The 20,342-nt window shown below is 72.6% G+C and carries 16 protein-coding genes and 1 tRNA gene; 5 read left to right on the plus strand and 12 right to left on the minus strand.

The window, feature by feature from the left end; all coding sequences use genetic code 11:
* Positions 1-27: 27 nt before the first annotated feature.
* From WME83_RS23055 to WME83_RS23090, 8 genes are all read right to left on the minus strand, one after another.
* Positions 28-1,410, minus strand: a complete 1,383-nt coding sequence (locus WME83_RS23055; RefSeq protein ID WP_437321437.1) for a tetratricopeptide repeat protein — start codon at positions 1,408-1,410, stop codon at positions 28-30.
* 86 nt (positions 1,411-1,496) lie between these two features.
* The gene (locus tag WME83_RS23060; RefSeq protein ID WP_437321438.1) at positions 1,497-2,018 is read right to left on the minus strand and encodes a hypothetical protein; all 522 of its coding nucleotides are present in this window, start codon (positions 2,016-2,018) and stop codon (positions 1,497-1,499) included.
* A 65-nt stretch (positions 2,019-2,083) separates the two neighbouring features.
* Entirely contained in the window at positions 2,084-3,088 is a 1,005-nt protein-coding gene (locus WME83_RS23065; RefSeq protein WP_437321439.1) for a collagen-like protein, read from the minus strand.
* A gap of 379 nt (positions 3,089-3,467) precedes the next feature.
* Positions 3,468-4,832 (minus strand): M16 family metallopeptidase, encoded by a 1,365-nt coding sequence (locus tag WME83_RS23070; RefSeq protein WP_437321440.1) that lies wholly within the window; start codon positions 4,830-4,832, stop codon positions 3,468-3,470.
* Positions 4,829-6,271: a M16 family metallopeptidase gene (locus WME83_RS23075; protein WP_437321441.1), complete on the minus strand. Its 1,443-nt coding sequence runs from the start codon at positions 6,269-6,271 to the stop codon at positions 4,829-4,831. The genes WME83_RS23070 and WME83_RS23075 overlap by 4 nt, the downstream gene beginning before the upstream one ends.
* A 23-nt stretch (positions 6,272-6,294) precedes the next feature.
* The gene (locus tag WME83_RS23080) at positions 6,295-6,945 is read right to left on the minus strand and encodes a hypothetical protein (RefSeq protein WP_437321442.1); all 651 of its coding nucleotides are present in this window, start codon (positions 6,943-6,945) and stop codon (positions 6,295-6,297) included.
* Between the two features lie 87 nt (positions 6,946-7,032).
* Positions 7,033-8,835 carry a translation elongation factor 4 gene (lepA, locus tag WME83_RS23085; protein WP_437321443.1) on the minus strand — a complete coding sequence of 601 codons (1,803 nt, stop codon included), beginning with the start codon at positions 8,833-8,835 and terminating at the stop codon, positions 7,033-7,035.
* Positions 8,836-9,145: 310 nt separating this feature from the next.
* On the minus strand, positions 9,146-9,355 hold the full coding sequence (locus WME83_RS23090) for a ribbon-helix-helix domain-containing protein (protein WP_437321444.1): 210 nt from the start codon (positions 9,353-9,355) through the stop codon (positions 9,146-9,148).
* A 276-nt stretch (positions 9,356-9,631) separates the two neighbouring features.
* Between WME83_RS23090 and WME83_RS23095 the strand changes: the two genes are divergently transcribed.
* The 3 genes from WME83_RS23095 (at position 9,632) to WME83_RS23105 (ending at position 12,690) form a co-directional block, all read left to right on the plus strand.
* Positions 9,632-10,465 carry a hypothetical protein gene (locus tag WME83_RS23095; protein ID WP_437321445.1) on the plus strand — a complete coding sequence of 278 codons (834 nt, stop codon included), beginning with the start codon at positions 9,632-9,634 and terminating at the stop codon, positions 10,463-10,465.
* Position 10,466: 1 nt separating this feature from the next.
* Positions 10,467-11,243, plus strand: coding sequence for a hypothetical protein (locus WME83_RS23100; protein WP_437321446.1), 777 nt, complete (start codon positions 10,467-10,469; stop codon positions 11,241-11,243).
* Between the two features lie 241 nt (positions 11,244-11,484).
* On the plus strand, positions 11,485-12,690 hold the full coding sequence (locus tag WME83_RS23105; RefSeq protein ID WP_437321447.1) for a pseudouridine synthase: 1,206 nt from the start codon (positions 11,485-11,487) through the stop codon (positions 12,688-12,690).
* Here the strand turns inward: WME83_RS23105 and WME83_RS23110 are convergent.
* Together WME83_RS23110 and WME83_RS23115 are read right to left on the minus strand one after the other, a co-directional pair.
* Positions 12,602-13,765, minus strand: a complete 1,164-nt coding sequence (locus tag WME83_RS23110) for an AAA family ATPase (protein ID WP_020736536.1) — start codon at positions 13,763-13,765, stop codon at positions 12,602-12,604. The genes WME83_RS23105 and WME83_RS23110 overlap by 89 nt on opposite strands.
* A gap of 199 nt (positions 13,766-13,964) precedes the next feature.
* Positions 13,965-14,039, minus strand: a tRNA-Gly gene (locus WME83_RS23115).
* A gap of 429 nt (positions 14,040-14,468) precedes the next feature.
* Between WME83_RS23115 and WME83_RS23120 the strand changes: the two genes are divergently transcribed.
* Complete coding sequence (locus WME83_RS23120; RefSeq protein ID WP_437322028.1) at positions 14,469-15,698, plus strand: FHA domain-containing protein; 1,230 nt, start codon at positions 14,469-14,471, stop codon at positions 15,696-15,698.
* Positions 15,699-15,862: 164 nt separating this feature from the next.
* Here WME83_RS23120 and amrB read toward each other — a convergent pair whose 3' ends face one another.
* Complete coding sequence (gene amrB / locus WME83_RS23125; protein WP_437321448.1) at positions 15,863-17,128, minus strand: AmmeMemoRadiSam system protein B; 1,266 nt, start codon at positions 17,126-17,128, stop codon at positions 15,863-15,865.
* Positions 17,129-17,404: 276 nt separating this feature from the next.
* Between amrB and WME83_RS23130 the strand changes: the two genes are divergently transcribed.
* Entirely contained in the window at positions 17,405-18,007 is a 603-nt protein-coding gene (locus WME83_RS23130) for a YkgJ family cysteine cluster protein (protein ID WP_437321449.1), read from the plus strand.
* A gap of 9 nt (positions 18,008-18,016) precedes the next feature.
* On the opposite strand, the gene WME83_RS23135 is transcribed toward WME83_RS23130, so the two are convergent.
* Entirely contained in the window at positions 18,017-20,191 is a 2,175-nt protein-coding gene (locus WME83_RS23135; RefSeq protein ID WP_437321450.1) for a RelA/SpoT family protein, read from the minus strand.
* Positions 20,192-20,342: the final 151 nt, after the last annotated feature.

The following is a 20,342-nucleotide window of genomic DNA, read 5'->3' on the forward strand; positions in this document are numbered from 1 at the left end:
CTGTCCTAGCGAGAGCCTGGCGCGAGCCTAGCGCGAGCCCGAGCTCGGCGCGGGCTCCTGCGGAGGCCGCCGCGCGCCGGACGGAGCCGAGGGCGCGCTGCCCCCGCCCGCGGCGCCGAGCGGCGTGCCCGTCGTCTGCGCGAGCTTTTGGCCCCGCGGATCGTCCGGGAACGCATCGATGAACTTGCGCACGTGGTGGCGCGACTCCTCGAGGATGCCCGCGCGGAACGTGAGGAGCGCGAGGTTGTAGCGCGCGTCGGCGTTCTTCGGATCGGCCTTCAGGGCGGCGAGGTAGCCCTGGCGCGCGCCGTTGTAGTCGCCGCGTTTGTCGGCGACGAGCGCGAGGTTGTAGAGCGCCTCGGCGTCGGAGGGATCCTGCTCGGCGAGCGGCGCGAGGCGCGCCCTGGCCCCGTCGAGATCCCCGGCGAGGATCGCGAGCGCGCCCGCGAGGAGCCGCGCCTTCCGGCCGGCGCCGGCCTCGATCGCGCGCTCCGCCTCGGCCCTGGCCTCCGAGAGGCGCCCCTCGCGCTGGAGCGCGAGGGCGAGCGCGTAGCGGAGCCGCGACGGATCGCCGCCGTCCTCCAGCGCGGCCTGCGCCTCGGCTCGCGCGCGCTCGGGGCGGCCGGCGACGGCGAGCGCCTCGGCCAGGACGGCGCGCGCGCCCTTCTGCTCCGGGCATCGCTCGCGCGCCGCCTCCGCGTCGCGGAGCGCGGCGACGGCGTTCTTGGAGTGCAGCCTCGCCTCGGCGCGGAGCGAGAGGCAGGCGCACGTGGCCGGCGCGGCGGGCGCGGCGGGCGCGGCGGCAACGGGGTGCATCTTCAGGCAGCGCGCCGCGACCGCGTCGAGCTCGTCGAGCTTGCGCCGCTCGAGGAGCGGCCTCGCGAGCTCGTCGACCGCGCGCAGGTGCGCGCCGTCGCGGCGCAGCGCCGCCCACCACATCCGCTCGGGCGACCCGAGCAGGGGCGCCGCCCCGACCAGCTGGACGGCGCCGAGGCCGATCACGACGATGGCGGCGCCCATCCGCCGGTGCTTGAAGGTCGAGCCGAGCCACTGCTCCGCCGCGGCCGCGGCGAGCGTCGCGAGCGCCGCCCACAGCGGCACGGCGACGAGCACGGCCCCCTGCGCGAGCGGCGCGCGCGGCCCGCGGTAGTAGAGCGGGACCGCGAGCGCCGCCGCGATCGCGAGCCAGAGGAGCGCCGCGCCGTTCCTGGCGAGCCGCGTGTCCAGCCGCGCGGCGAACCACGCCGACAGGCCGAGCGCCGCCGCGAGCGCGGCCGCCGAGAGCGCGCCGGAGAGCGCGAGCGCGGCCGGCGGCAGCGGCTCGGGCGAGAGCCACGTGGGCGCGATCGCGAGGACCGCGAGGTGCAGCGCGCGGCTCAGGTGCAGGGCGAGCTCGGCGAGCCAGGGCACGGCGTGACCTTAGCCCAGGGCCCCCCGCGGACCAAACGGCGCCCGAGCGGCGCGGCGGCGGCCAGCGCTCCGCGGGGGCGGCGCGCTCACGGCAGGACCACCTCGATCTCGACGGCGACGCGCGTCCCGGGCGGCGGCACGCCGATCCCGAGCGGGATCATCCGGAGGCACTGCGCGGCGTCGGGGCGCTCCATCCCTCGCACCTCGCTGATGCCGCGGGCGATCTCTTTCCCGGACTCGTCGAAGGTCATGCTGAAGAGGTACTTGGCGCGCGGCGGCGCTGGGTTCTTCCGGGCCGAGGGCTCCCAGCACTGCTTCAGGAATTGCGGCCGCCGCGCTTCGAGCGCCTTCACGGCGTCCGCCTCGACGCGCTTGAAGAGCTCGCGCGACGGCGCGGGCGGGGCCGCGGCCGGCGCCGGGTGAGGTTGCGACGGAGGCTGTGCGTCCGTCGGCGTCGGCGGGACCTTCACGGAGACGGCCGCGGCCTCCGCGCCCGCAGGCGGCGGCCCGGAGGAGGGCTCCGGGCGCTGGAGCCCCAGGTAGAGACCCGTCGCGATGACGACGCTGCCGAGCAGGATCGCCGCGGGGGTCATCAGCTCCTTCTGCATGGTGGAGATCGCCGTCCAGACGCCGCGCAGGCCGCGCGGCGCGGGGCTGGCCGCCCCGCCCGACCTTACTCCATGGCGACGACGGCGGAGGTGTAGGAATAGTCGTTGTTGGTCCAGAACGGGCTCTCGGAGCTCCCGCAGAGGCCCACGTTGTACTGGCCGGGGGGCAGCGAGAGCACCGCGCTCAGCCCCATGCTGACGCTCGTGTTCGCGGGGACCCGGAGCGCGTACACGCCGGTCCCGGTCGGGTGGATGTCGCCGACCGGCTCGAGCTGCTGGGAGCAGATCCAGAGAAAGAGCCGGTCCGCGGGCGACGCCGCGGCGCCGAGCGCCTTGTTGGACACGACGAAGACGCGCTGCCCCAGGTCGGTCACGCTCACGGTGGCAGGCGCGGCGAGGAACTGCAGCGTGGCCCGCGGATCGGCGCCCACGCCGGAAACGGAGGTGCTCGAGACCACGCCAGGGGGCCCCGGCGGCCCTGCCGGCCCCGGCATCCCCGGGGGCCCCGGCTCGCCCGGCATTCCCGGCGGCCCCGGCTCGCCCGGCCCGCCCGGCGGCCCCGCGGGCCCGATCGGACCGGCGGGGCCGGGCGGGCCCTGCAGGCCGACCGGGTCGCCGACCCACGTGCCGCCGCTGTCGATGACGAGGCGGCCGCCGACCGAGATGGAGCTCGGCGTGATGGGGCCGGCGACGTTGCTGGCCAGGAGCGCGTACGGGACGCTCGCGATCCTGGCGCGCGGGGTCATCTCGGGATCGTCCCCCACCCGGATCCCCAGGTAGCGCGCCGTGCCCTCGAGCACCGGCCTGTCCACGGGCGTGAGCTCGCCGAGGTCGACCGAGAAATACCCGTGGTCGAACGTGATGGTGTGGATCTCGCTCCAGATGGGCACGGCGGCGTCGACCGCGTCGTAGAACGCGAACACCACCTCGAGCGTGTCGTCGATGGGTCGTCCTGCCGCATCGAACAGGCGCCCCTGATGGGTCATCGTGATCGGGACCGCCGCGGCGGCGGGCCCGGAGAGCGCGGTCGCCGCCGCGAGGACCAGCGCGTTGATCGTTCGTGCCTTCATCGCGAGCTCCCGTCGTTCGCCCTCGCGAGCCGGCGCCAGGGAGCGCCGGGGCGCACGTCGCACGTCGCGCGCGGAACGAGCGCGGCCTGGGGGCCGGGAAATCCTCGGGCGCGGCGAGCTCTGCCCTGTCTCGCGAAGGAGCAGCGCCTTCGATGCCGGAGGTCACCGGGAGGTTGCGGTCGCGCTCGCGTTCGTTCCGCCTTCGGCTGGGCCGCTCGCGCGGCGTCGCTTGGGCGGCGCCGCCGCGGGCCGAGCGTCCGCGACGGGCGCGCGCCCGGCGCGCGGGGGTGCGCCTCGAGCGGCCGCCCCCCCGATCCGAGGCGCTGGCGATCCCGCCGGAGATCGCCGGCGCGCCGCTACTCGATGTCGAACGGCTCGATTACTCGAGGTCGAACGGCTCGACCTTCACCTCGGTCAGCCTCGGGACGGCCGCGGCGACCGCCTCGCCGATCTCCTCGTGGGTCCCGACGACGCCGATCACGAGATCGTCCTCGGAGATCCGGCGCCGCACGGCGGCGTTCGCCTCCTCGAGGGTGACCGCCTCGACCCGCTTCAGGTAGGTCTCGTGGTACCCCTCCGGCAGGTCGTACAGGATCTCCTCGAGCTTCTGGTGCACGCGCTTCCTCGCGGTGTCGATCTCGAACGCGTGGGAGCGGACGAGGTAGCGCTTCACGAACGTGAGCTCGTCCTCGGTGATCCCGTCGCGCCGGAGCGCCTCGAGCAGGCCGAGCTCCAGGGAGAGGCACGCGGCGGCGTCCTGCGCCGCGGGCGCGGTCCACATGGTGAAGGCGTCGCGGTGCCGGTCGAAGCCCGCCCGCGACGACGCCCCGTAGGACCAGCCGCGCTTCGCCCGCACCTCCTGCATCAGCCGCGACGAGAAGGTGCCCCCGAAGGCGGTGTTCGCGACCAGGAGCGCCATGTGATCCGGGTCGTGCGCGTCGGTGCCGAGCCCGCCGACGACCATCTGCGTCTGCGTCCGCTCGGGTTTGTCGACGAACACGAGGCACCGCCCCGGCCTGGCCGGGGGCTCCGTCACCGGATCGGGGATCGCCTCGCCCTCGGGCAGGCCGGACAGGAGGCGCTCGGCGACCCGGTGCGCCTCGCCGGGCTCGATGTCGCCCGAGATGGCCACGAGCGCGTTGCGCCGCGTGTAGTGCCGCGCGTAGAACGCCGCGACCTCGTCGCGCGTGATCTCCCGCAGCGTCGGGATGGTGCCCGCGATGCGCCGGCCGTAGGGGTGCCCCGCGAACAGGGTCCGCCGGAAGGCGCGGCTGCAGAGCGCGCGATCGCTGTCGCGTGCCTCGATGAGCTCGGCCTCTGCCTCGCGCAGGAGCCGCGCGAGCTCGGGCGGCGAGAACGTCGGGCGCGCGAGGAGCGTGGCCCCGAGCTCGATGAACTTGTCGAGCGAGCGCTTGATCACCTCGAAGTGCACCGTGGTCGCGCTCGTCGCCACGTCCGCGCCGAACTCCCCGCCGAGCGCGTCGATCGTCTCCTCGATCTCGTTCGCGCTGTAGCCCTCCGCCCCGCGGCGGAGCATGCGCGCGGTGATCCGGGCGAGCCCCTCGCGCCCGACCGGATCGTGCGCCGAGCCGGAGCGGAACGCGACCACGATGCTGACGATGGGGAGCGCGTGGCTCGTCTCCACGAGCACCGCGCCGTCGCGCGGCGCGACGCGCGCGCCCGGCGCTCCCCTGCCCTGCCCCTCGGGGCCCCACGCGACGGCGCCCTTCACGCTCTGGGTCACGATGCCTCCTCGCTCTCCGCGTCCGCGTCGCCCGCGTCGCCCTCGTCGCCCGACCCGTCCGGGATCACGTGGATCACGGTCCGCGCCGAGGTCACGAGGTAGCGCCGCGCCACGCGCAGGAGATCCCCCACGGTCGCCCGCCGGTAGGCCGCGAGCCGCTCGAACAGGGCCGCGGGATCGCCGAGCACCGTCTCGTAGAAGCCGATCTGCTCGGCCTTGCCCGCGACGGTCTCGAGCCCCTGCAGGACCGAGAGCTCGATGCGCGCCTTCGCCCGGTCGAGCTCCGCCTCGGTGACCGGGGTGCGGCGCACCTCCTCGAGGAGCGGGTCGAGGGCCGCGAGCAGCGCGTCGCCGGTGTGGGCGCCGCGGGCCGAGACGTAGATGTCGTAGAGCGCGGGGTCGCGGAACGAGCCGACCCAGCCGCGGATCTCGCTCGCGATCTCCTGCTCCTGCACGAGCGCGCGGTGCACGCGCGACGACCGCCCGGCGAAGAGGATCTCGTTCAGCAGCACGAGGGGCGCGTGGTCGAAGTCGCCGAGCGCCGGCGAGCGGTAGCCGATCGCGACCTTGTGCGTCGCGGTCGGCTTCGCCACCTCGGCGCGGCGCTCGGCCACCTGCGGCGGCTCGGGGCACACGTCCTCCACCGGGATCTTCGACGGCTCCTGCGCCCCGTAGTGGTCCTGCACCGCCCGGAGCGCCTGATCGAGCGCGACGTCGCCCACGATGACCAGCGCCGCGTTGTTGGGGGCGTAGTACGTCCGGTAGAACTCGACGCAATCGTCGGTCGTGAAGCCCTTGATGTCCGCCATCCAGCCGATGGTGGGCCACCCGTAGGCGTGCTTGGTGAACGCCTCCTTGTAGAGGAGCTCGCTCACCGCGCCGTCGACGTCGTCGTCGACCCGCTGCCGCCGCTCGTTGGCGACGACCTCCTTCTCGCTCGACACCTGCGGGTCGCGGAGGACGAGCCGCGCCATGCGCTCCGCCTCGAGGCGGAGGGTGAGCTCGAGCGCGTCCTTCGGCAGGTTCGTGTGGTAGTAGGTCCAGTCGAGGAACGTCGCCGCGTTCGTCTCGGCGCCGGCCTCCTCGAGCATCCGGTCGAACGCGCCGTGGGCGACGCTCTCCGTCTCGCCGAACATGAGGTGCTCGAACAGGTGGGCGATGCCGGTCTTGCCCACGCGCTCGTGGCGCGAGCCGACGCCGAACCAGGTCTGCAGGCAGACCACGGGCGCCGAGGCGTCGGCGAGCACGAGCACCTTGAGCCCGTTGCCGAGGAAGAAGCGCTCGACGCGCATGGCGGGGCCGAAGGCGATGGTGGCGTCGTGGCGCAGCCGGGCGAGCGGCGGGCGGTTCTGGTTCAGCTCGGCGAGCATCTCGGCGAGCGGATCCGGTCGAGGGAGCGCGTTGGCGCCGGGGACCGAGTAGGCAAGCGTCTCCTGCATGGCAGACGCAGCCCATACCACGCTCAGCGCCGCGGCGCTGCGTGGCACAGGACGTCGTCCGGATCCCGCGTCGACTGGTGGCACTCCCACAGCGAATCGTGGCAGGAGACAACGAGGATCCCGGCGTCGTACGCCGCCTTGAGAGACGAGCCTGCCCGCTGCGCGAGCAGGTTCGACGGGGTGCGCTCGTTGCACCCCTTGCCCATGTCGACCTCGATCTTCCGGTTCCCCTTGGTCGCCTTCACCGGGTCGGGCGGCGTCTTGCCCTTGTCCGCGGTGCGCGCCGCGGCGGCGAGCTTCGGCAGGATGCCCTCGAGGTAGGCCTTGTCCACGAGCGGATCGGTCGGCTGCGGCGACACCATGGCGAGCGTGTACTGGATCGCCATCATCTGCTGCTCGGCCGGCGCGCTCGGCTGGATCGGCCCGCTCGAGCCGATCGGGACCGGCCGCGGCGGCATGTCCCGCTTCGGGGCCTGCGCCGGCGCGGGGGCCGGCGCGGCGCTCGGCGCCGGCGCGGCGCTCGCCGCGGGCTCGGGCGCGGGAGCAGCGGGAGCCGAGGCGGACGCCCCCGGCGCCGGGGCGCGCGGGTCGTCGCACGCGAGGACGGCGAGGCCGAGGGCGAGGACGGGGAGCGCCGCAAGGCGAGCGCGCGGGCGGGCGGGGGCGGGCTGCATGGGCGGCTTATACGGGCGGCGGCCGCGCGCCGCCACGCCCGCGTGCCGCGCCGGTGCGGCACGTGGGCGGGGGCGGCGCCCCGCGCCTCAGTCGATCTTCAGGATGGCGAGGAACGCCTCTTGCGGGATCTCGACGCTCCCGACCATCTTCATCCGCTTCTTGCCCTCTTTCTGCTTCTCGAGGAGCTTGCGCTTGCGGCTGATGTCGCCGCCGTAGCACTTGGCGGTGACGTCCTTGCGCATCGCCTTCACGGTCGTCCGCGCGATGACCTTCGACCCGATCGCCGCCTGGATGGCGACCTCGTACTGCTGGCGCGGCACGATGTCCTTGAGCTTCACGGCGAGGTCCCGGCCGCGGGCGTAGGCCTTCTCCCGGTGCACGATGACGCTCAGGGCGTCGAGCGGGTCGCCGTTCACCAGCATGTCCAGCTTGATGAGGTCGTCGGCGCGGTACCCGACGAGCTCGTAGTCCATCGACGCGTAGCCGCGCGACACGCTCTTCAGCTTGTCGTGGAAGTCGAAGAGCACCTCGCTGAGGGGCATGTCGTACGTGATGATCACGCGGTCGGACGAGGCGTACTGGATCGACTTCTGCTCCCCGCGCCGCTCCTGGCACAGGGCGAGGACCGCGCCGACGTACGCCGACGGCACGTGGACGGTCATCCGGAAGATCGGCTCCTCGATGCGATCGATGAGGTTCGGCGGCGGGAGCTTCGCCGGGTTCTCGATCGACTTCATCGAGCCGTCGTTCAGGAAGCAGTGATAGACGACGCTCGGCGCGGTCGTGATGAGGTCGAGGTTGTACTCGCGCTCGAGCCGCTCCTGGATGATCTCCATGTGGAGCAGGCCGAGGAAGCCGCACCGGAAGCCGAACCCGAGCGCCTCGGACGTGTCGGGCTCGAAGACGAACGCCGCGTCGTTCATGTGGAGCTTCGACAGGGCGTCGCGGAGGTCCTCGTACTGGGCCGAGTCCGTCGGGAAGATCCCGGCGAAGACCATCGGCTTGACCTCCTTGAAGCCGGGCAGCGGCGTCGTCGCGGGGTGGACGGCGTCGGTCACCGTGTCGCCGATCTTCGTGTCGACCACGCTCTTGATGTTGCCGACGAGGAAGCCGACCTCCCCGGGCCCGAGCTCGGTGATGGCGGTCGCGTGGGGCGTGAACACGCCCATCTCGGTGACCTCGTAGTCGCGGCCGGTCGCCATGAAGCGGACCTTCTGCCCCTTGCGGAGGACGCCGTCGACGACGCGCACCATGACCACCGCGCCGCGGTAGCTGTCGTACCAGCTGTCGAAGATGAGGGCGCGGGGCGCCGCGCTCGGATCGCCCTTGGGCGCGGGGACGCGCGCGACCACGGCCTCGAGGATCTCGGCGATGCCGATCCCCGTCTTGGCGCTGGCGGGGATGGCGCCGGAGCAGTCGAGGCCGATCACGTCCTCGATCTCGCGGGTCGTCCGCTCGACGTCGGCCGACGGGAGGTCGATCTTGTTGAGGACCGGGATGATCGAGAGGTTGTTGTCGAGCGCGAGGAAGACGTTCGCGAGGGTCTGCGCCTCGACGCCCTGGCTGGCGTCGACGACGAGCAGCGCGCCCTCGCACGCCTGGAGGCTGCGCGAGACCTCGTAGTTGAAGTCGACGTGCCCGGGCGTATCGATGAGGTGCAGCCGGTAGGTCTGCCCGTCCTTCGCGGTGTAATCGAGCCGCACGGTCTGGGCTTTGATCGTGATGCCCCGCTCGCGCTCGAGGTCCATCTTGTCGAGGAACTGCTCCTTCTGCTCGCGGGCGGTGAGCGCCCCGGTCGCGTCGAGGATGCGGTCGGCGAGCGTGGACTTGCCGTGGTCGATGTGGGCGATGATGGAGAAGTTGCGGATGAGCTTGGCGTCAACGGGCATGGCGAGCTTCAGGGCGCGGCGACCTGACCAGCGTTAGCGGCCGCGGCGCGCGGCCTCGACCGGGATGCGAAGGAGCGGACCCGAGGTCCGTGACCCTCCGAGAAACGAACCGCAGCACGTCGCGCTGCGAGCGCCGCGGGAAATGGTGGACCGCGGCGTGCCTGCTCCTAGCGCGACCCGCGCCCCGAAGCTATCCACCCGGACAGCGCGCCGCGTCCGGGCGCCCACCCTGCCCGGTCGCCTCCGGCCGCTTCCAGGGCCGAGGAGGCGGGCTTTCTGGCCGGGAGGGCGCGCCAGCCCGCGGTCCGGGTCATTTCTTCGGGATCGCGGGCGGGGGGACCGGCGTGCTCTCCAGGGACATCTGCCCTGGCAGCACGTGCTCGTAGTGCTTGAGGACCATGTCGATCCCTTCGCGGATGTAGACGGCGATCGGGACCTTGGTGCGTTCGTGCAGGATCTTCAGCCGCTCGGCCTGCTCGGGCGTGATGTAGATGGTCGTCGAGACTTTCTTCCGCGACATGTCACGCCCGGGAGGGTAAACCCGCCAGTCTCGATGGGTACGACTGACAAGACGTTACCCTAGATGCCGGTACGTATGTTGTCAATCGGAATGGCGCTGACGCTCGGCGAGGACCCGGGATCGAGCGCGCTGGCCGGCGGGTCGCCTCCTGTGGGCTTCTTGATGTGCGCACGGACGGCGGTCTAGACTGCCGCCGAAGCTGGTCCGCGTCGGGACGGCTCGCCCGGCGCGTCGAGCTCGTCCCGAAGGTCCCGGGCCCGCCGGAGGAATCTCTCGATGACGCGATTCCCGCTCACCTGGCCGTCGCCCAGGTGCTTGCTCGTGGCCCTGATGACCGCTGCCGTCGCCTCCTGCGCGTCCTCGACGCCGGAACCGAAGAGCGCGAAGAGCGCGACCGGCGAGCGGGACACGGCGATCGTCCACGAGCCCTGCGAGAAGGACTCCGCCGCTGCGCAGAAGGTCGATGTGAACGGCGACCGGACGCCCGACATCATCCACGTGAACAAGGATGGCCGGGAGGTCTGCCGGGTCGTCGACCTGAACCTGGACGGCTCGATCGACGCCTTCATCTACTACGACGGCCAGGGGCTCGAGCGCCGGCGCGAATCGGACTTCGACCGCGACGGGCGCGCCGACGAGATCGCGCACTACGAGCGCGGCGCCGTGGTGCTGAAGGAGCGCGAGACCAACTTCGACGACAAGCTCGACACCTGGGACTACTACGAGGGGCCGCGCCTCGCGCGCCGCGAGCGCGACTCCGATGGCGATGGAATCGTCGACCAGTGGTGGCAGTTCAACAACCCGAACGACCCGAAGTGCGCGGTCGTGGCGAGCGATCAGAACGCCGACGGCAAGCCCGATCCGAACAGCGTGGTGGATCTCTGCGCCGAGTCGTACGGCGCGCCGAAGGCGGCCGCTCCTCCGCCGGCCAGCGCGGCGCCCCCCGCGGGTGACGCCAGCGCCGCGCCGGGGCAGCCGGCGGCGGCCGGTGCGCCGGCGGGCGCGGCGGCCCCGGCCGGCGCGGCCCCGGCGGCGAGCGCCGCGCCCGCGGGCTCCGCCCCCTCCCCCGCCAACGCCGCGAGCCAGCCGGCCGACAAGAAGGGACCGTGACATGAGGAGACAAGCGCTCATCGCGCACGTCGCGCTCGGCCTGCTCGGCGCGGCGTGCGGCTCGGATCCGGGGTTCGAGGGCACGAAGGCGCCGAAGGTCGAGGCGGCGCGCAGGGCCGACGGCAGCATCGACGATCGCTCGATGTGCGACTGGAAGGGCCGGCAGGATCGCGAGGCGAGCGAGACCGCGGGGCCTGGCGCGATCCAGCCCAACGTGCGGCGCGTCTACCAGATCGTGGGCACCGGCGAGGATCGCCACCGGGCGCTCGTCTGCCGCGAGATCGACACCAACTTCGACGGGGTGAAGGACGTCGTCCGCAAGTACAACGACAAGGGCGAGAGCCTCCACGAGGAGTCCGACGCGAACTACGACGGCCGGATCGACACCTGGCTCACGTTCGCCAGCGGGCGGCTGGCCGAGGTGAGGATCGACTCCGATCGCGACGGCAACCCCGACGAGTGGAAGTACTACAGCGGCGGCAAGCTCGCGCGCATCAAGCGGGACACCAACCGCGACGGCAAGCCGGACGTGTGGGAGATCTACCGCATGGGCCGGCTCGAGCGGATGGGCGTGGACATCGACGCCGACGAGCGGGTCGATCGCTGGGACCACGACAACGAGGTGAAGCGCCGCGTCGAGGAAGACGAGCGCAAGAAGGAAGAGGAGGCCGCCGCGGCGGCCGCGAAGAAGGCCGCGGAGGATCAATCCGCCGCGGACAAGGCGAACGAGGCCGCGGGCGCCGGCGGGAGTGCGGAGCCCGCCAAGGACAAGAAATAGCGCGCGCCTCCTCCGGCCGGCCTGGAGGCCGACCCGCCCGCCTGGCCTCGCCTGCGGCGCGCGCGCCCCGTCGCTGCTGGGCCGCGGGCGCTCGCCGCCGCGGACCCGAGCGCGCCGGCGTCGATGCCGGGCTCGGGCGTGAGGAGCGCGCGGAACCAACGTTGGTCGACGCGGCGCGAGGGGCGTGCTTATCAGAGCCGCCCGCCGGCATCGCAGCGTCGGCGCAGGTCCCGAGCACACCATGGAAGAACGTCTGCAGAAGATCATCGCGCGGGCCGGCGTGGCCTCGCGCAGGTCGGCCGAGGAGCTCATCCTCGCCGGGCGGGTGCGCGTGAACGGCCGCGTCGTCACCGAGCTCGGCCTCAAGGCGGACCGGCAGAAGGACCGGATCGAGGTGGACGGCAAGCGCCTGGTCTCCGAGGCGCCGGTCTACGTGGCCCTGCACAAGCCGCGGAACGTCGTCTCGACCTTGCGCGATCCCGAGGGGCGCCCGACGGTCGCCGACTACGTGCGCGGCACGGGCGCGCGCCTCTACCCCGTGGGTCGGCTCGACTTCGCGACCAGCGGGATCCTGCTGATGACGAACGACGGCGACTTCGCCAACGGGCTGCTCCATCCGCGCGGCGGTGTGCCGAAGACGTACGTGCTCAAGGTCCAGGGCGTCATGAGCGAGGACGACCTCACGCCGTGGCGCGAGGGGATCCGCCTGGAGGACGGCGTCACGCTGCCGGCCGAGGCGCGGCTGCTCCGCCACGAGGGCGACAAGACGTGGCTCGAGGTGACCCTCCGCGAGGGCCGCAACCAGCAGATCCGGCGCATGGGCGAGGCGACCGGCTGGCCCGTGATGCGCCTGGCCCGGACGACGTTCGCGGGCGTGACCTCGGAAGGGCTGCGGCCGGGAGAGTGGCGCGCCCTGACGGTGGACGAGCTCCTCCACATCCGCGAGGCGTTCGGCGTGCCCAAGCGCATCCGTGGCGCGGTGATGGGCGCGTCGTCGGGGCCGGTCGACCATCGCCGCGCCGCCGGCCTGGCCCGGTCGGGCGCGAAGGCGTCGCCTCGAGGCGCGGCGGAGGCCGCCGGCCCGTCCGCGCGCAGCCGTGGGCCCGCGTCGCCCCGGGCTCGCGCGCATGCCGGCGCCGACGCCGCGAGCGCGCCCGGCTTCGCCCCGGGTGCGCCCAGGGCCCGCTCCAGGGCCGGCGCCGACGCCGCGGGCGCGCCCGGCTTCGGCCCGGCCGCGCCCAGGGCCCGCTCGAGGGCCACCGTCGGCTCGCCGGAAGCGCCCGGCGCCGGCCCGGCCGCGCCGAGGCCTCGCTCGAGGGCCACCGTCGGCTCGCCGGCGGCGCCCGGCGCCGGCCCGGCTAGATCTGCGCGAAACGCCCGCTCCGAAACGACGCCTCGAGCAGCTGAGACACGCGCGCCTCGAGCTCGCGGGCGCGGGCGTCGTTGATGCCGGCGAGCGCCTGCTTGATCTCGCCGAGCGCCTTCAGCTGACTGAACAGCTGCACATCGCCGAGCGCGGCGCCCCCCGTGAGGATCTGCCGGATGCGGTCGATCTCCGCGGCGAGCGCCTCCACCCCGACGCCGAGCGCGCCGACGCGGCGGCGATCCGGGTGCTCGCGGAAGAACGCCTCCAGCACCGGCTGCACGATGCCCTCGAGGATCGCCGCCTGATCCTGGTTGTTCCAGATGTGCTTGAGCACGAAGAAATCGCTCGCGTCCGTGGTCTGACGGCCGTCGAGGTAGGCGCTCGCGGCGAACAGCTTGAGCATCTTCACGACGCGGCGGTCCGAGAGCGATATCCCCTCGGCGCGGATCTGGAACACCAGCCCCTTGTAGGCCGACAGGAACGCGTCGCCGAAGTTCATCCGCGCGCCGAACCCCCGGCCGAGCTCGGCGAGCTCGCGCGCGGCGACGAGCGGGCGGAGCGGCTCGCCGGCCATGTGCCGGATCTCCTGCTGGATGCCGCGCTGGAGCAGCTCGCTGAAGTGGTAGGCGTCGAGGTTGTCGGACTGCACGCGCAGGAGGAAGCGGTCGAAGATCGCCGTCAGCGTCTCGTCGCCCGGCACCTCGTTCGAGGCCGCGAACACGCTGATGAGCGGGCAGCGGATCACCTGGCCGCCGCTCGAGAACTTGCGCTCGTTCAGCAGCGTGAGCAGCGCGTTCAGGATCGCGCTGTTCGACTTGAAGACCTCGTCGAGGAAGACGATCTCGGCCTCGGGGAGCATCCCCGACGTGTTCCGGCGGTAGACGCCCTCGCGGAAAGCGCCGATGTCGACGGGGCCGAAGATCTCGTTCGGCTCGGTGAAGCGCGTGAGCAGGTACTCGAAGTACTGGGCCTGCATCAGCTCGGCGAGCGTGCGGATGAGCGCGCTCTTCGCGGTCCCGGGCGGGCCGAGGAGCACGCAGTGCTCCCCCGCGACGACCGCGATCATGAGCAGGCGGATGATCTCGTCCTTGCCCAGGAACTGCCGCTCGAGGCTGTGGGCAAGGAGGCGCAGGCGCTCGTGGAGCGGAGCGGACATGAGGCGACTCCTCGTATCACAGGCCCGCCGCCCGGCGCATCGATCGACGTATCGATCGGCGTAACGATCAGCGCTTCGAGCCCCGTCGCGCCCCGCGCTTTCCCCCCGGCGCCCGCGCGCCGGGCCGTGGAACAAAACACAGAGGCCGGTGGGTCACACCGGCCTCGCTGGTCTGCTCGCTGTCGCAGAGCCTATGTCGTGGAGCGGGAGACGGGATTTGAACCCGCGACGTCAACCTTGGCAAGGTTGCACTCTACCACTGAGTTACTCCCGCAGATGTCAACCACCCAATTCAGAAATTCATTTTCGGGCAACCGACTGAACTTCTGAAAGCGCTTGTCAGAGATTTCCTGATTCGCGCCGGGTCATCACCGGAGGGTGCCTCCGTCGATGCGTGGCGGATGAGTACCAATCGGCGTGACCAGAGTCAAGCTCTGAAGAACAAAACCTTAAAACTTCCGTCGCCGGCAGGTTGCACGGCCGCTCTGGTCGAGTATTGTGTGGCCATTGCGAGCGAGGGGGCTCGCCAAGCAGCACCGCGCAAGGTGCCGCTCACAAAAGCCTTCGCGTTCGCGGCGGCACCGTGTGGCGCGCTCTTACATCATAAGGGTGCCCGCCGCTCGGCGCGCTCTTGGTTGGCCTGGGTCGACCAGGCAGGTCCTTTGGACTTGGGGGGAGCATGAACGAACAGACTGCTTTGCGAGTGGACGTTGCGGAGACGGCGGCGCCGGTCCTTCAGAAGGAGTACCGGTCCGGAGTCCACGCCAAGCGACAGGATGACGACGGCGGGTGGGGGCTCGTCCTGATCGGGCTCGATGGTCCGCCTCGGATCGTGAGCCTCATGGACGGCGCCGTGATCGGCAGCGCCGCGCGCGACGGGCGCATCGAGGGGAACGGGGTCGCGCCGGAGCACGCCAAGATCAGCGTCCGCTCGGACGGTTGTTACATCGAAGACATGGACACCCACGACGGCACGTGGGTGAACGGCGTCCGCGCCCGCCGCATCGGCGTGATGCACGGCGACGTGGTGCGGCTCGGCCAGCAGCTCGCCGTCTTCGTCGAGCGGCACCTCGCGCTGTACGACGGCGCGCCGTCGCGCCTCGGGCCGCTCGTGTTCGGCTCGAAGCAGCGCAAGGACTGGATCGATCCGGTGATGAAGCTCGTGCAGTCGGGCTCCAGCGTCTGCATCGAGGGCGCGCCCGGGGTCGGCAAGCGCACGCTCGCCCGCCTCGCCGCCGCGGTGCGCGAGGGCCTGGGCGAGACCCTCGTCGTCGACGGCGGCGCCGAGACCAAGCCGGTCATCCCGCCGGGCGCGCGGCCGGTGACCTGGCTCGTCCTCGACGCCGATCGCCTGCCGCGGCCGCAGCAGCTGGAGATCGCGCACTCGGTCGGCCGCTCGAACGGCGTCAGCATCATCGCGACGACCGGGCAGCCCCTCGATCGGGCGGCCGGCGACGGGCGCGTGGCGCCGTGGTTCGCGTCGCTCTTCTCCGGCAAGCGGATCACGATCCCGACGCTCGAGATGCGGCGCGAGGACGTGCCGCTCATCGTGCGCGACATCGCGGAGCGCAACGCGATCGGCCTCGATCGCTTCACCCCGCAGCTCCTGGAGGCGCTCGTCCGCGCCGGCTGGCCGGGCGGCGTGCCGCAGCTCGAGAACGCCATCGTGACCGCGGCGCAGGCCTCGCCGGATGGCCCGCTCTCCGTCACGCCGATCGCGGGCTCGCTCGCGCGCGGCCCGCGCGTGAAGCCGAACCTCCCGCCGGCGACGGATCCGTCGCTCGCGCGCGCCCGCCTCGAGGACGCGCTCGCCCGCGCCAACGGCTCCGTCGCGTCGGCGGCGCGGGCCCTCGGCATGTCGCGGCAGGCGATCTACCGCGAGGCCGACCGGCTCGGCCTCGACATCGCGCGCCGCAGGGTCCCGCGCGGCTGAGCCGACCGCCGTACGCCAGGGAGCCTCGCGGCGCGAAAGCGCGGGGCTCCCGGCGCGCCCCACGGCGACGCGCAGCGCGCCTCGCCCCACGGCGACGCGCAGCGCGGCGGACGAGCGCGCTTCGCCCCATGACGGCGCGCGACGCGCCGAGCGAACGCGCACCTTCAGCCGTAGAACCCGAGCGACGTGTGGCTGACGATCGATCCCTCCTCGGGGTCGACGCACTGCTCGTAGTTCAGCAGCTCTCCGCGCGATGACGGCGGGAGGGCGCGGAGCAGCGTGTAGATGGGGCCGAGGCCGCAGACGCGGCGGGTGCCGAGGTCCTGGGCGACATCGGCGAAGAAGCCCGGCGGATCGACCGACGTCGCGCGCTCGATCGACGCGAGATCGCGATCGCGCAGCGCCGTCCGCTGGCGCTCGTCGAGCGGCGCGGGGTCGCCGAAGCGCGGACCGACGTGGGCGAGGTCCGCCCCGGCGATCACGAGCACGCGGCCGGGGCGCCTCGCCAGCGCGCCGCGGAGCGCGGTCAGGAACGACTCGGCGCCGTCGTCCTGCGCGGGGTCGCGGCGCCGCGCCTGGCTCTCCGAGAGACCGCAGAGGATGGGCACGATCGACGCCGCGCGGTCGCCGAGGAGGTGCCGCACGAACACGGCCTGGAACTCGATCGAGTGCTCGTTCTTGTGCAGGTACTGATCCTCGTGCACGTCGAAGCGGCTCGCCGCCGCGAGCTCCGCGATCATCGCGCGATCCGGCTCGAGCGGGCCGAGCGGCGTCGCGAACGTCTTCTCGCAGACGGCGTAGGGTCGACGCATCGGCGCGTGCGACGTCCCGAGCAGAACGAAGGTGTCGACCTTCTCCAGCCCCGGCGCCGCCAGCGCCTGCTCGAGCGCGGCGTAGGCGTGCCCGTAGCCCGCCGCGGCGCGCCAGAGGTCCATGTGCGGCGCGCAGAGCCCGACCATGCGCTTCGTCGCGCCCTGGGCCGCGCCGCGCGCCGCTGCGCCCTGCGGCCGCGCGACGCCGAGGCACTGGCGCTCGATGAACTCGGCGAGCTTCAGCCGATCGCCGTGGTACGCGCCGCCCGCGTGAGCGGCCGTCCGGATCGGCGCCGCGTCGAACGACCGCACGACGCTCCGCCGGCGCGCGTGGAACCGCGGGCTGTCCAGCATCCACGCGTCCTCCAGCTCGTCGGCCAGCTGCGCAACGTAGGCGGCGTCGACGCGCTGGCCGGTCGACCGGGAGGCGTCGCGCGCGATCTCGTCGATCGATCGCCGCCCGTCGAAGCGCGCGAGCACCGCGGAGCTCCCGGCGGGCACGACGACGGCGGACGGCGCGATGCCCTCGGTGTCGCGCAGCATCAGCGCGCGGCCGTGGCGCTCATCCTGGATGACGACGACCTCCAGAGCTCGAAGCTTCGGGCGCAGAGATGACATCGTTCGCGAGGATAGCGCGTGCGCGCTCGCCGCCCAGCGCGCGAAGCTCGCGCGCCCCGCCGCGGCAGCGGCGGCGCCCGCCGGCGCAGGGCGGCCCGCCTCCGGGAAGGCCGCGCTGGTGCCGCGCGTCAGCGCTCCCGGCGCGCTCGCGGATTGCCGCTTCGCGGCGGCGCCGCGCGGCACTAGGCTCGCGCCTCGGGATCCGCCGCTCCGATCGATCCTGCCTCGCGCCGGCCGCCGCCGCGCGCGCGGACGCACGGGAGCCCGCCCTGACGAATGCGCCGCACCACGACCCCTGAGCCGCACGCCCGTGAAGCCGATCTGCTCGCCGAGCTGTCGGCCGTGTACCGCGAGGCGGAGGAGGTCTTCCATGGCTGGACCTGCCAGGCCTCCACCGAGTGCTGCCGGTTCGGCATCACGGGCCGCGAGCCGTACGTGACGTCCGTCGAGCTCGCCGCCGTCCGGCGCGCGATCGCGGCCCTGGGCGGCCCCCGGGCGCTCCAGGGCGTCGTGCGAGCAGGCGGGGCGGGAGCGCCCGAGCCGACGGCGTCCGCCGGCGAGCCGGGCCGGCGGCGCGCGCTGCCGCAGGCCGCCGAGCGGCGGTGCCCGCTGCTCACCGACGCCGGCCGCTGCGCGATCTACGCCGCGAGGCCGCTCGGGTGCCGCACGTTCTTCTGCGACCGCGCCGCCGCCGGCGCGCCGGTGCGCCACAACGACGTGACCCGGCTCGTGCGCAAGGTGCAGGAGATCGCGGCGCGGCACGAGCCGGGCGGCGACCTCGGCCGCCCCCTCACCCGCGCGCTCCCGGACGCCGGCCCGGGCACCGCAGGCGGTCCGCCCAGGGCGAGCGGCGGGGCGCGCGCTCGCCGCGGCCGATGACGCGCCGGCTCAGGTCCGCTCGACCGCCATCACGCCCGGGATCCGCTGCAGGCGCCGGATGACGCTCTTCAGCTGCGCGAGATCGGAGCAGAGGAAGGTGAACGTGTTCATCGCCCGGCCGTCGTCGCCCGCCCGGCACGTCGCCTCGCTGATGTTGATGCCCTGCTCGTGGAACGTGTGGCCGACCGTCGCGAGGATGCCCGGCCGGTTCGCCGTCATCACCTTGATCTGCACCGGGCGGTTGATCTTCGCGCGCGAGTCCCACGAGATCTCCACGCGGCGCTCGGGGTCCGTGTCGAACGCCTTGGCGCAGTTGCGGCGGTGGACCGTGATGCCGCGGCCGCGCGTGATGAACCCGACGATCTCGTCGCCGGGGAGCGGGTTGCAGCACTTCGTGTAGCGGACGAGGACATCGTCGATGCCGTTCAGGAGGATGCCGGGGCTGTCGCGCCCCGTGACCTTGCGGACGAGCGACTCGATGCGCCCTTCCTTGATCGACTCGGGCGGCGTCGTCGGGGTGCCCTTGTCGTTCTCCTTGGGGGTGGGCGCGAGGAACTCGCACACCGCGCGGACGCTCACCTTGCCGTAGCCGACCGCGATGAACAGCTCGTCGGCCGAGGAGACGCCGAACTTGTCCATGACCTTGCGCAGCTCGGCCTCGTTCTTGGTGAGGCGGCTCAGGCTCATGGTCCGCTGGTGCATCTCCTTCTCGAGGAGCTCGCGGCCGAGCTTGAGCGACTTCTCGCGCTGCTCCGCGCGCAGGTAGTTGCGGATCTTGGAGCGCGCGCGGCTCGTCGACACGTAATCGAGCCAGTCCTTCGACGGGTGCTGGCTCGGGTTGGTCATCACCTCGACGACGTCGCCGTTCCGGAGCTTCGAGCGGAGCGGGACGATGGCGCCGTTGACCCGCGCCCCCGAGCAGTGCTCGCCGACCTTCGTGTGGATCGCGTAGGCGAAGTCGATCGGCGTCGAGCCGCGGGGGAAGACGCGCACGTCCCCCTTCGGCGTGAAGACGTACACCTCGTCCTGGAACAGGTCGACCTTGACGCTCTCCAGGAACTCGGCCGGATCCTTGAGCTCCTTCTGGAACTCCATCAGCTGGCGGAGCCAGCCGAACCGCGCGGCGTCCTTCGGGTCGATGCCGCCGGAGTTGTTCTCCTTGTACTTCCAGTGCGCCGCGATGCCCTGCTCCGCCACGCGGTGCATCTCGTGGGTGCGGATCTGGATCTCGATCCGCTCGCGCCCGGGCCCGATGACCGTCGTGTGCAGCGACTGGTACATGTTCGGCTTGGGCAGCGCGACGTAATCCTTGAAGCGGCCCGGGACCGGGGTCCACTGCGAGTGGATGACGCCGAGCGTCGCGTAGCAGTCGGCGACCGACTCGACGAGCACGCGGAACGCGATGACGTCGTAGACCTGGTCGAAGTCGCACTGCTGCGCCTGCATCTTGCGCCAGATCGAGTAGAGGTGCTTCGCGCGGCCGGTGACGTCGACCGCGAAGCCCTGCTCCGCGAGCTTGCCCGCGAGCACCTTCGAGACCTCGTGGATGTACCTGTCGCGCTCCTTCGCGGTCGTCTTGACCTTCTGCGAGAGGTCCGACCACGCCTCCGGCTCGATGTACCGGAACGACAGGTCCTCGAGCTCGCTCTTGAAGCGCGCGATGCCGAGGCGGTTCGCGAGCGGGGCGTAGATCTCCATCGTCTCCCGGGCGATCCGGTCCTGCGCCTCGGGCTTCATGAACTCCAGCGTCCGCATGTTGTCGAGGCGGTCGCACAGCTTCACGAGGAGCACGCGGATGTCGCGCGCCATCGCCACCAGCATCTTGCGGAAGTTCTCGGCTTGCCGATCCTCCTTGGAGGCGAAGTTGATCTTCGAGAGCTTCGTCACGCCGTCGACGAGGAACGCCACCTCCTGGCCGAAGGTGTCCTCGATGTCGGTGGTCGTCGCGAGGGTGTCCTCGACGACGTCGTGCAAGAGCCCGGCGCAGACGCTCGCCGTGTCCAGCTTGAGCTCGGTGATGATCGCGGCGACGCTCGCCGGGTGGGAGAAATACGGGTCGCCGCTCTTGCGGGTCTGCCCCCTGTGAGCGTCAGAGCTGTAGGCGTAAGCCCGGGCGATGAGATCGACGTCTGCAGCCGGCTGGTAGGTCCGAACGCGATCGACAAGCTCCGTCAACGTCAGCATGAAGAGTTCGGCGGGCGCAATGCGCCCTCTCCCTCTGGCACGCTAACACCGCGATCTAGGCCCCGCAATTGTGTCACCATGCGCGTCTCCGGCGCGGGCCGCGCGCCGCCGATGCATTGCTCATTTCCCGCAGCGGCCGCCCAGCCGCGTC

Origin of the sequence: Sorangium sp. So ce385, from assembly GCF_051474135.1 — a bacterium.
In the GTDB taxonomy this organism is placed as follows: Bacteria; Myxococcota_A; Polyangia; order Polyangiales; family Polyangiaceae; genus Sorangium; species Sorangium cellulosum_D.